Genomic DNA, 10,816 nt, shown 5'->3' on the forward strand with positions numbered 1-10,816 from the left:
GCTGTTAGACAAAATAATCGCCTTTTCAGGTGACGCAGTAATCGACCTTTCACTTTGGGGCGAATTAAGCCTTCACCCCGAAAAATTAAAACTTATAGAAGCAGTTATCTCACGCCCCGAATTAGCACTGATTGTAGAAACTTCTGGCATAGGCTGGAAAAATGAGGAAGTTGAAAAATGTGCCGAGTTATGCGGCAGTTTGGTAAAAACCGCAGTGGCTAGAAAAAACGCTCTGCCGCCTTTATCTTGGATTGTCTCTCTTGATAGTTGCGATCCAAAACTCTACAGTGAACTGCATGGCGCAGGTTTTGCCGAGGCGGATACTTTCGCCAAAAAACTTTTTTCGCTGTTTCCAAACGACAGTTATGTGCAGGCAGTGCGTATAAAAGGCTTTGAAGACGACACAGAAAAGTTTTACCGTTTCTGGAAAGCGGAATCACCCAAAAACGAGAAAAACATTATTATTCAAAAATATGATGATTTTTGCGGCGTTCTCGATAAAAAACAGGCTTCAGATATTTCGCCCGTTATACGGCAATCATGTTGGCACATAATGAGGGATTTGCCTGTTTTAATAAACGGAGACGTTCCCTTATGCAGAGAAAATCTTTCGGCGTTAAAGGGCGAAAAAAAAGATATACTTGGAAATGTATTCGCTGACTCACTTGAAACTATTTGGCAAAACGGGGATAAATACTACAAGGAACAATGCCTGAAAAAATATGGGGGTCCTTGTACAGGGTGCGATGAATACTATACCTACAATTTTTAACGAAACAATCATTCCATATACCGCTGTCGGCGGCAAGGAAAGAATAGCGTCCACAGGAATTTCCGCAGTCGTATTAAACCGTCCCGGGCAGTATCAAAATAGGGCGTTTTTTTCGGAGCTTGAAAAAACAGGCTTTGATAATATCATTTCGATAGAATCCTGTGCCCCTCATTACGACATCGAAGACCTTTCAAGCCGTTTCCCTTTTGTACGTTTTATTTTGCCCGAAAAAGAATTAAACTTAGGCGAGCAGATAAACCTTGCCGCTTCCGATATTACAAGCCCTCTTTTTTATGTTTTCCGCAGCGATATGAAAATAGTCGCAGGCGGAACCGCAAAACGAATGGCGGAAAGATTAAGCATCGATTCCGAAGAAAAAGACAACTTTGAAAACAAAAGCGGTTTTCAGAGAATTTGCACTGTTCCAATTATTATGAATTCAAAATACGAAGTTTTACCGACTATCGTAGTCCCAATGACGCACCGCAGAAAAATGAGTCCGACTTTTCTTGAACCTCAAAACGAAGATGAATTAAGCCTGTATCCATTTGACGGGTGCGGTATTTATGACAGAAAACGTTTTATCAATCTTGGCGGATTTGACATAACGCTGAGCAATACTTTTTGGCAATTAATGGATTTTGGTTTTAGAGCAAGCCTTTGGGGAGAAGAAATAGCCCTTAGCCTTCACTTAAAACTTTCATATAGCGGAGAACTGCCAACCGAAAACTTTACAGTAGATGAAAGCTACAGGCGTTTTTACATGAAAAATCTTGCCCCCGTATTCAAGAACGATTACGCCTATCTTCCGTTTTATCGTTTTTCTTCTTATATGTTAAAATCAGCGGACGATCTTTTTTCTGCGTGGGAAGAATTCAAAGAATGTAAAAAATGGGTGATAAAAAATAAATTCAGATGGAAATGTAACGCGCGAGACGTAACAAACCGCTGGGATTCACCGGAAAAAACGAGGAATAATTGACAGGCATAGTACTACAGGCAAGAATTGATTCTACAAGACTGCCCGGTAAAAGCCTGCTCTTACTTGACGGACAGCCGCTCATATTCCGTGCAATGGAAGCGTTAAACCAAGTTTCAGCCGACATTAGAATACTAGCCTGTCCCGAAGATTCGCTTTCCTCTTTTTCGCCTATCGCACAGGAAGCAAATTTTCAAATACTAACAGGACCCAAAGACGATGTTCTTGAACGATACTGCATGGCAATCCGCAAATATTCAATAGACAGAGTGATCAGGGCGACAGGCGACAATCCTTTTGTATTCGCCGATGCAGCCGCCTTGCTCAACGATGAAGCCGTCTCCTTAAAAGCCGATTACGCAGGTTACATGGAGCTTCCCTACGGAGCAGGCGTAGAATCAGTCGCCGCTTCCGCACTCCTTCTCGCCTCAAAGCAGGCAAAACTTTTACCAGAACGTGAACACGTCTGCCCGTATTTATACAATCACCCTGAACTGTTTACCCTTCACCGCCCAGTCTCTCCCGACCGCTGGCATTACCCCGATATTCGCCTTACCGTGGATACTCAGGAAGATTTTGACAGAGCGAAAGAATTGTACGCCGCCTTAAAAAACGAGCCAAACAGGTACAATGGAGAGACAATTATAAAAAAATATGCGAAAATATTTTACAAATGAACCAAACATCAATATTGATCGTCCCCTGCTGTGAAGAAGGACAAGGCGGCGGTCACTTAAACAGATGTATTTCACTTACAAATGACTTACGCTCCACGGGACGAGAGGCGTATCTTTACATACAGGAAAAAACCGAAAAAATAAACAATCTTCTGCAAATAAAAAATTTTGACACGTCCCGAATACTTAACAAAAACCAAATAAATCGCCCCTTTGGACTTATCATTTTAGACCGTTATCACGCTCCACGTGCCGAGCTTTTGCGTTGGAAAAAAATAGCGCCTGTAATCGGCATAGACGAAGGCGGCAAATACCGTGATTATTTTGATTTTCTTATAGACATATTAATTCCGCAAGGGTTTGAAAAACCGTCCGCTAATATCACTTCATGCGGTTTATTGGACTTGCCAAAAAAAAGAAAAAGCGAACAGGACGATAAAAAATCAAAACTAAAAGTTTTAATCACTTTTGGGCAGGAAGATGCCGCAGGGCTTGGACTTTCCGCAATAGAAAAACTTGCTCAAATGAATATAAATGACGCTGAAATTACCCTGCTGAAAGGCGGCTTAAATACTTCAAAGTCCCCAATACCCGATTATGTAAAAGTTTTGGACTCCATCCCCAACCTAGCGGAGCGTCTTTACGAATACGACATTGTAATAACTCATTACGGCATCACAGCCTACGAAGCGTTATACGCTGGAACAATAGTCTTACTTGATCACCCTACTACCTATCATAAGAAAATAGCCAAAGCATCAGGTTTCCCGAGTATTAATCAAATTAAGAATTCTACCACGAACCACACGAACCAACACGAACACCAACAAGCTTTCGGACAACAACCCATAACCCCAAGTTCTCGTCCTACGTCAACTCATGATTTTAACGTTCAACCCTCTTCGTTCGCCCCATGTTCGTGTGGTTCGTGGTTAAAAACAAAAGAGCAAAGTCTCCCCAACTTAATCAATTCATTCTCCCCGCAAGTGAACAAAACCTGCCCTATCTGCGGAAAAGACACGAATAAACACAGTATAGCCCGTTTCCCTGACCGCACTTACCGCCGTTGTTCCAATTGCGGAGCAATCTACATGGACAGAGCGTATCCGCCGCCAATCGAGTATGAGAAAGAGTATTTTTTTGAATCATACAAAAAGCAGTACGGCAAAACATACCTTGAGGACTTTCCCAATCTTATTAAAATGGCAAAACGCCGCCTAAAAATTATTTCTCAAGTATCATCACGCAAAGATACAAAAGAGAACCGCTATCCTCCTATACTTCTTGATATTGGCTGCGCTTACGGTCCTTTTCTTGCCGCCTCAAAAGAAGAAGGTTATTTGCCGTTTGGAATCGATCCGGCAGAGGACGCAGTGCGTTATGTGCAAGAAACATTAAGTATTCCGGCAGTTCAGGGATTTTTCCCTAATTATCCGCTATCTACGCCCAATTCCCAACTCTACGACGTTGTCACTCTGTGGTATGTTATCGAACATTTTACGGACTGTCTTACCGTATTAGCTGAAATAAAAAAACTGTTAAAACCCGGCGGAATTTTAGCGTTTTCAACGCCTTCGTTCTCGGGCGTAAGCGGGCGTAAATCGCTTCGCAATTTTTTAGAAAACAGTCCCGCCGATCACTATACAATCTGGTCACCCAAAATGTGTAAAAAAGCACTTGCCCTATCAGGCTTTAAGGTAAAAAAAATAGTGATGAGCGGCTGCCACCCCGAACGTTTCCCTCTTTTAGGAAAATTCGCTAAAGACAAAAAAAGCCGTTTGTATAATCTGCTTATGGCTGTCAGCAAAATTTTACGTCTGGGCGACACTTTTGAAGTTTACGCAAAAAGGAGTTCACATTGAAAGAGAAACTAATTATCCTTGGAGCCGGCGTCATGCAAGGACCAGTTATCAATATCGCTAAAGAGTTGGGGTACTATGCAATAGCTCTGGACGGCAGTTCCGCCGCACCTTGTATTTCTTTGGCGGATCAATTTGAACAAATCGACTTAAAAGACAAAGAAGGCATAGAAACGTTTGCACGCTCCATTCAGGGAACAACAAACCGCCTTGGAATAATGACGGCAGGGACTGATTTTTCCGCCAATGTAGCGTGGGTAGCCGAAAAATTGGAGCTTCCCGGCATTCCCTACGAAGCCGCTCTTAACGCTTCCGATAAATCAAGAATGCGCGAGTGTTTCAAAAAAGCCTCTCTCCCTTCCCCCGATTTTATCACCATTACTGCGGCGGATTTACCGCTTTCTCCCCACTCCCCACTCTCTACACCCAACTATCCACTATCCACTATCCACTACCCACTAGTAATCAAACCCGTAGACAACATGGGAAGCCGAGGCTGCCGCCGAGTAGACATTATAGAAGAATTAAACGAGGCTGCAAAAACCGCCATCGGCTTTTCACGATCCGGTCGAGCAATTTTAGAAAATTATATGGAAGGACCTGAATTTTCCGTAGATGCGATTGTCTATCACGGAGAAATAACAATTTGCGGACTTGCGGACAGGCACATTTTCTTTCCGCCGTATTTTATCGAAATGGGACATACAATGCCCACAAATATAAAAGAAGAAAAACAAACCGCTATTCTTGACACCTTCCGAGCCGGTATCCACGCTCTTGGGCTTGACGGGCAGGAAAGTATAGGAGCGGCTAAGGGTGACATTAAATTTACAGCCAAAGGACCAATGATCGGGGAAATAGCGGCTCGTCTTTCCGGCGGTTATATGTCGGGGTGGACTTACCCCTATTCATCAGGTGCGTTGCCAATAAAGGGCGCTATTCTTGCGGCAATGGGACGCAAGCCGGAAGGACTTACACCTACTAAAAAATGGACATGTGCGGAAAGGGCATTTATCTCCATTCCGGGAACCGTCAAACAAATTAAAGGGGTAGAAAACGCAAAAAACACAAAATATGTTAATGACTTTTTTCTGCGAATCGAGAAAGGCAGTAAAGTTTCTTTCCCCGAAAACAATGTAACAAAATGCGGCAATGTCATCGCTTCCGCCGAAAACAGGGAAACCGCAATACAAGCCGCAGAAACCGCCGCCCGATCAGTCTTAATCAGACTTGACCCGGCAGACATGGAAACAAAGGCGTTTTTGTCATCAACCGCCGTTTTCCCACCCGACGCTTTTCAATTAACTGATGACCAAAAAACCGCCCTCTCCCAACTCCCCGATTTCCCCACTCCACAAAGCGGAAACGCTCCCCAAATCTACCCCTTTCCGGCTTTTACTTCGTCAACTTTAAGGGACTATATGGGCAGAAACGTAGAAGAAGTCCTAAATATAGTCCGTTTATTAACAGGTTTTCCCCTTCCAGTAAGCTCAGAAAATGCCGAAAATATAGTAATACTTGGCAGGTCTTTCTGGTCTGCGTTAATCCGTGGCTCTTATCAGGGTGCGGTTTACTACGTTGATAATTTGGGAGCAAAAATTGATTCAAAACCATTGGAAAAAATTTAAAGCGTTTTGCGTATTTTTTATTATTTTTCAATTTTCATCCCTTCACGCCCTTTCTCTTGATGAAACCATAAACACGATAAAATCCATATCACCTAATGAAACCGTACAATTCCGCTGGGACCCGTTATTCAGAGACGGCAGTTTTAAGTTAGGAGAACATTACGGGACATTTTCCGCCGCCGCAAAAGAAGGCGAAACAGGGTATCTTGTATTTGATAACCGAGAGCTTTTTAACGTCCCCCTGCCTTACAATAACAGCGGAAATTTGGTCTTCCCCGACAATTTTGTTTCCACTCTTAAAAACACATTCGCGCGAATGTACGAAAACGATATATCCCGTTTCCGAGTCGCCGTTATTGTCATAGACCCAGGACACGGCGGCAAAGATTCAGGCGCTGTAGGGAATTTAACCGTCAACGGAAAAACTACTCAAATTTATGAAAAAGACATTGTTCTTAAAACAGGGCTGGCTTTAAGGGACAGGCTGACAAGCGCATATCCCGACAAACGAATCTTAATGACCAGAGATACCGACAAGTACCTTACTCTTGACCAACGAGCGGAAAAGGCAAACGCCGTTACTGTAAAGACTAACGAAGCTGTAATTTTTATATCGATTCACGCCAACTATAGCGCCAATTCCTCCGCGCGAGGCTATGAAGTTTGGCATATAACTTCGGGACAACGCAGGAAACTTTTAGACTCTTCCAAACATAATTATTCATCAGATGTACACGCGATTCTTAACGCCATGCTTGAAGAAGAATACACAACGGAAAGTATCCTTTTGGCGGACTCCATACTGTCGGGGCTTGATAAAGCCTTCGGCAGCACTATGCCTTCCAGAGGGCGAAAGGCAAACGATTGGTTTGTAGTCAGAAACAGCCGTATGCCTGCAGTCCTTGTGGAATTGGGTTTTGTGTCAAATCAGCAGGATTCCCTTTACATGACCGGCGAAGAAGGCTTGATTAAATTTACCGATTCCCTGTATAATGGGATAGCAAATTTTATTGGTATTTTTGAGCATTAATGAAAGAGTATATAAACACAGCTTTTAGATCAATTTCCGATTTTCTCTCTTCAACGGTAAAACGCAGGCTGTTTTTTATCGGTATTTTAGCCCTTGTAGCATTAACGGAATTTTTGGTTTTAGGGCTTGCAAGAAGGACTTTTATATTTTATACTGTAGATGACGGGAAAATTTTCGTAGAAGACCGAATGTTAAAGCATTCAAAATCACGGGAGGGTGATATTATCCGTTATACGGAGGAAATGCTTTTAGGTCCGGTTTCTCCCGATTTATTGCCTCTTTTCCCTCGGGAAACTAGGCTTAAATCGTTATTATACCGAAATGGGGTGGTTTTTGCCGATTTTACAGTCGATGCAGCCCTGCCGCCTATAGAAGGGGGAAGTACACTCGATAACTTCCATACCTTTTATGCCGGTATTTTAAGGAATTTCCCATATGTAAAGGATGTGCGTTTTTTCATTGAAGGAAACGCCGTTTCCTTTGAACGGCTGGATGCGGAAACAGTGGTAATCCGTTAAGAATTTTCCGATATTTAAATAATATCGAAAATTCAAAAAAAGTTGAAAATTTAGTGTTTTGCCGTTGACAAAACATTATAAATTTTATAAAATGAGAATTAACAAATTTGAAAGAAGTGTTTTTTAAAGGAGAGCTTTACATGAAAAAGATGCTCATTCTAGTCGTAATTGCGATGATCGCGGTTCCGTTGTTTGCGGAGGAAGGCGTTCTTATCGACTTCACCACCCTCAAAGCGGATATTCACATTAGTACAAACCCTAATGACAAATCCGACACCCCCAACCAAAACCGTCAGACAGTGATGGATTTCTCACATACTGCCGGTAGTAGCTTCACAGCCCAGCAGAAGGCGTTAATGAACACCTCTCTGGCAATTGGTAACTGGGAAGTACATCTGGCGTCTTCTTCAAGGACTGTTCAGAACGTGTCGCTCAGCTTTACCAAAGAAGCTGCCTCAAAAGAGTATGGTACTGTAATGGGTGTACGTGTTCGTTTCCCGACAGAACCGTTTAACTCATGGGCGCTTGTCAAACCCCCGTTTGATATTCCAGCTTATGAGTTATCCACTGTTGGCGACGATGGGAAAATTACCCCGGCGGATCAAAAAGACGGTATAACCAATGTTAAGAGCCGTTTTGAAGCCAAGGAAGAAGGGGCTCCGGCTTATGGTATTATAAAGAACGTCGGAGTTATCAGAGAAGTAAAAGTAAGAGTATATGGTCTTAACTTCCCCCACGGTCTTACAACCATTCTTGTAGACAGCATGGGAATCGAAAAGAGCATGTTCATGGGTTATATGCAATTTGACGGTTGGGGAGAACTCATTTGGAGAAACCCGGCTTATATGCAGGAAGTAAGAAACCGCGATCTTAGGATTGTTCCTCTGTATCCGTTTAATACTCCCTTTATCAAATTCGCGGGATTCCTTATTCAGCGCGATGCCGCTAAAGAAGGCGGAGATTTTGTAACCTACTTTAAAGACGTAGCACTTATTTATGACTTGGCAGTTCTTGATGCTGACAAAGACATCAACGACGAAGCTATCTGGAACATCATTCAGGTTCGCGAAGAACGCCGCAAAACATGGGAAATGGAACGCTTTGGACAACAGCAAGTTCTTCGTTATATCGAACAGCAAAAACAAGCTACAGAACTTCCCTTCGGCGATCCCGGAAGAGAGAAACAGGAATAAGAATAATTTAAGAAAGGCTGTATAGTCTTCTTAAAGTTAAAAGCTGTCTGGAGACATTGTTTTCAGACAGCCTTTTTTTTATATTAACAAAAATGATAGAAGAAAATATAAATGAAACTGTAAATACCCCTGAAAAATCATGTCCGCTAAAGACAGGCTTGCGTTAATTGCGGCAAGTTTTCTCTTATTACCGGGGCGTTGTTTATTCTGTTATAAAGCAATATTTAATAGCAATAGACGACTATACGCTTTCATTGACAATAAATCCGTATCAACCTGTTTGTTTATTCAGACGCGGACAAGCTTATTACCACATAGGCGATTATCCTCAAGCGTTGGCGGATTGCGAAAATTCTCTTGCCCTTGAACCGGAAAATAAAACCGCGGTAAAGTTTAAAGAGCTCCTTCAAAGCAAATTAAGAATGTAATGAGGGGATTATTGCCTTTATTTTTTAATTAAATTATACTAACAGTGTCGGTCCAGTAGCTCAGGGGATAGAGCAGTTGCCTTCTAAGCAACTGGTCGGGAGTTCGATTCTCTCCTCGATCATTACAAAAAAAAGCACGGCGTTGCCGTGCTTTTTTTTGCTTACAGTAAGCTGTTCATTGTTAAAACCATCGTGAAGAGGGCTACGGTTTCAATAACACCGATGGCTGCGACGTACTGGGCGAAGCCTTTTCCTGATTCAGCTTGGGCATCAGCTGCACACGCTCCGGCTTTTCCTTGGAAGACTGCCGAGAACGCAATGGCTATTGCGGACGCAATACTAAAACCAAAGTTCAGTAAGCTGTAATCGCCTGAAGCCGCAGCGTTATCTCTTATATTGTTCATCATAATGTAAGCGTAGAAAACCTGAGTCAACGGGGCGCCGACAAATACCAGCAATGTCATGGGAGCAGGTTTGTTTGTTATATAACATTTTTTCCATGCGCCAATAGCCGCTTGTGAGGCGATACCAATGCCGAATCCTGATCCAACAGCCGCAATACCGAGTACTAACCCGGCTCCTAGTAATCCTAAATTCATACTCCACTCCTTAAAATTTATTTAATTTCTTTTTCTTTAAAAGGCTTATAAGCCGTGCCTGACCAGGCAAGACCCACATGCCCTGAAAATTCCAATGTGTTAAGACGCACTCCATGAACCAGTACCGATAATACGTTCAGCACCATGTTTAAGCCGTGTCCGAAAATCAGCAAAAGTACCCCAGCAAAAACCATAAAACTGCCAAGCATCGGACCCGCCATGCCGTTTATTGTTTGCGCTATAGCCGCTCCCGCAAGCCCTACCGCCCAAAGCCTGATATATGACATTATATCAGAAAATACGTTTACTACTCCAAGAACAACGGTAATGATATTTTGACAACTGGTTAATATCGACCTCAATATACTGCCGTCGTATGGGGAGAAAATAAAACTTAAAGTAAATCCGCTGGCGATTAAATATAAGGAAACAGGCAATATGGGAATATCTTTACTGACAATCAAATTTAAGACTACATTAAACATTCCCAATAACATTCCTATTGTTCCCAATTCTCCCAATATTTTTAATGATTTGCATTTAAATATTACAACAATGTGCGCAATCACTAAATGTACTACAGCAAGAGAAAAACAGAATATTTGCAAATTCCTACTTACTATATCCGGATCTGTTTTTGCCGAAGAAATATAAGACAGTGAAATCTTTTTTAAGAATTCGGGTATATATTTGTTATCCATCGCAAACCACGAACATGTAAGCACGCCCCATATTGTGTTTAGCACACCCAACAATAGAAGCATTTTTATCGGGGTCGATACGGCTTTTTTATTTTTTAACGCCATGATAATGCCGACTATCGCCATAGTTGTAATAATTAGACCGTATGCCGCGTCTCCAAAGAGCATGGCAAAGAAGATACAAAAGAAGGTTATAAAAATAGGAGATATATCAACCTCGCGGTATCCAGGGTTAATGTCAAGGAAGCCGGTAATGGGGGTAATAAGCTGTACAAATTTGTTGTTCTTTAATTTTGTCGGGACTACTTCGTCTGTTTCAGCTGGTTCATCGACAGATAACGCCCAGCCGTTTTCGGACGCCACTTTTTTTACAAGACCGACATCTTCCGCCGGCACATAACCTGTAAGCCAAGAAAGCCCGATATCAGAAGG

At 42.3% G+C, this 10,816-nt stretch carries 11 protein-coding genes and 1 tRNA gene; 10 read left to right on the forward strand and 2 right to left on the reverse strand.

The features are described from left to right. The 10 genes from ACYVTD_RS06930 to ACYVTD_RS06975 form a co-directional block, all read left to right on the forward strand. A partial coding sequence (locus ACYVTD_RS06930) for a spiro-SPASM protein (protein ID WP_461247045.1) occupies positions 1 to 772 on the forward strand: 772 nt, incomplete at its 5' end. After that, positions 723 to 1,754, forward strand: a complete 1,032-nt coding sequence (locus tag ACYVTD_RS06935; RefSeq protein WP_461247046.1) for a hypothetical protein — start codon at positions 723 to 725, stop codon at positions 1,752 to 1,754. The genes ACYVTD_RS06930 and ACYVTD_RS06935, both read left to right, overlap by 50 nt. Next, positions 1,751 to 2,428: a cytidylyltransferase domain-containing protein gene (locus tag ACYVTD_RS06940; RefSeq protein ID WP_461247047.1), complete on the forward strand. Its 678-nt coding sequence runs from the start codon at positions 1,751 to 1,753 to the stop codon at positions 2,426 to 2,428. Before ACYVTD_RS06935 ends, ACYVTD_RS06940 begins: the two co-directional genes overlap by 4 nt. After that, entirely contained in the window at positions 2,425 to 4,290 is a 1,866-nt protein-coding gene (locus ACYVTD_RS06945; protein WP_461247048.1) for a methyltransferase domain-containing protein, read from the forward strand. The genes ACYVTD_RS06940 and ACYVTD_RS06945 overlap by 4 nt, the downstream gene beginning before the upstream one ends. Continuing rightward, the gene (locus tag ACYVTD_RS06950; protein WP_461247049.1) at positions 4,287 to 5,915 is read left to right on the forward strand and encodes an ATP-grasp domain-containing protein; all 1,629 of its coding nucleotides are present in this window, start codon (positions 4,287 to 4,289) and stop codon (positions 5,913 to 5,915) included. The genes ACYVTD_RS06945 and ACYVTD_RS06950 overlap by 4 nt, the downstream gene beginning before the upstream one ends. Continuing rightward, entirely contained in the window at positions 5,887 to 6,945 is a 1,059-nt protein-coding gene (locus ACYVTD_RS06955; protein WP_461247050.1) for an N-acetylmuramoyl-L-alanine amidase family protein, read from the forward strand. The genes ACYVTD_RS06950 and ACYVTD_RS06955 overlap by 29 nt, the downstream gene beginning before the upstream one ends. Further along, positions 6,945 to 7,463, forward strand: coding sequence for a GerMN domain-containing protein (locus ACYVTD_RS06960; RefSeq protein WP_461247051.1), 519 nt, complete (start codon positions 6,945 to 6,947; stop codon positions 7,461 to 7,463). Before ACYVTD_RS06955 ends, ACYVTD_RS06960 begins: the two co-directional genes overlap by 1 nt. Positions 7,464 to 7,603: 140 nt before the next feature. Next, positions 7,604 to 8,656 (forward strand): flagellar filament outer layer protein FlaA, encoded by a 1,053-nt coding sequence (locus ACYVTD_RS06965; protein ID WP_461247052.1) that lies wholly within the window; start codon positions 7,604 to 7,606, stop codon positions 8,654 to 8,656. Positions 8,657 to 8,823: 167 nt separating this feature from the next. Further along, positions 8,824 to 9,084 (forward strand): tetratricopeptide repeat protein, encoded by a 261-nt coding sequence (locus tag ACYVTD_RS06970; protein WP_461247053.1) that lies wholly within the window; start codon positions 8,824 to 8,826, stop codon positions 9,082 to 9,084. A 49-nt stretch (positions 9,085 to 9,133) separates the two neighbouring features. Beyond that, positions 9,134 to 9,206, forward strand: a tRNA-Arg gene (locus ACYVTD_RS06975). Between the two features lie 39 nt (positions 9,207 to 9,245). Here ACYVTD_RS06975 and ACYVTD_RS06980 read toward each other — a convergent pair. Both ACYVTD_RS06980 and ACYVTD_RS06985 read right to left on the reverse strand, forming a co-directional pair. Further along, complete coding sequence (locus ACYVTD_RS06980) at positions 9,246 to 9,683, reverse strand: V-type ATP synthase subunit K (protein WP_461247054.1); 438 nt, start codon at positions 9,681 to 9,683, stop codon at positions 9,246 to 9,248. A gap of 17 nt (positions 9,684 to 9,700) precedes the next feature. Then, positions 9,701 to 10,816 (reverse strand): V-type ATPase 116kDa subunit family protein (locus ACYVTD_RS06985; protein WP_461247055.1); only part of this gene is annotated, 1,116 nt, incomplete at its 5' end.

Source organism: Treponema sp. R6D11 (assembly GCF_054786075.1).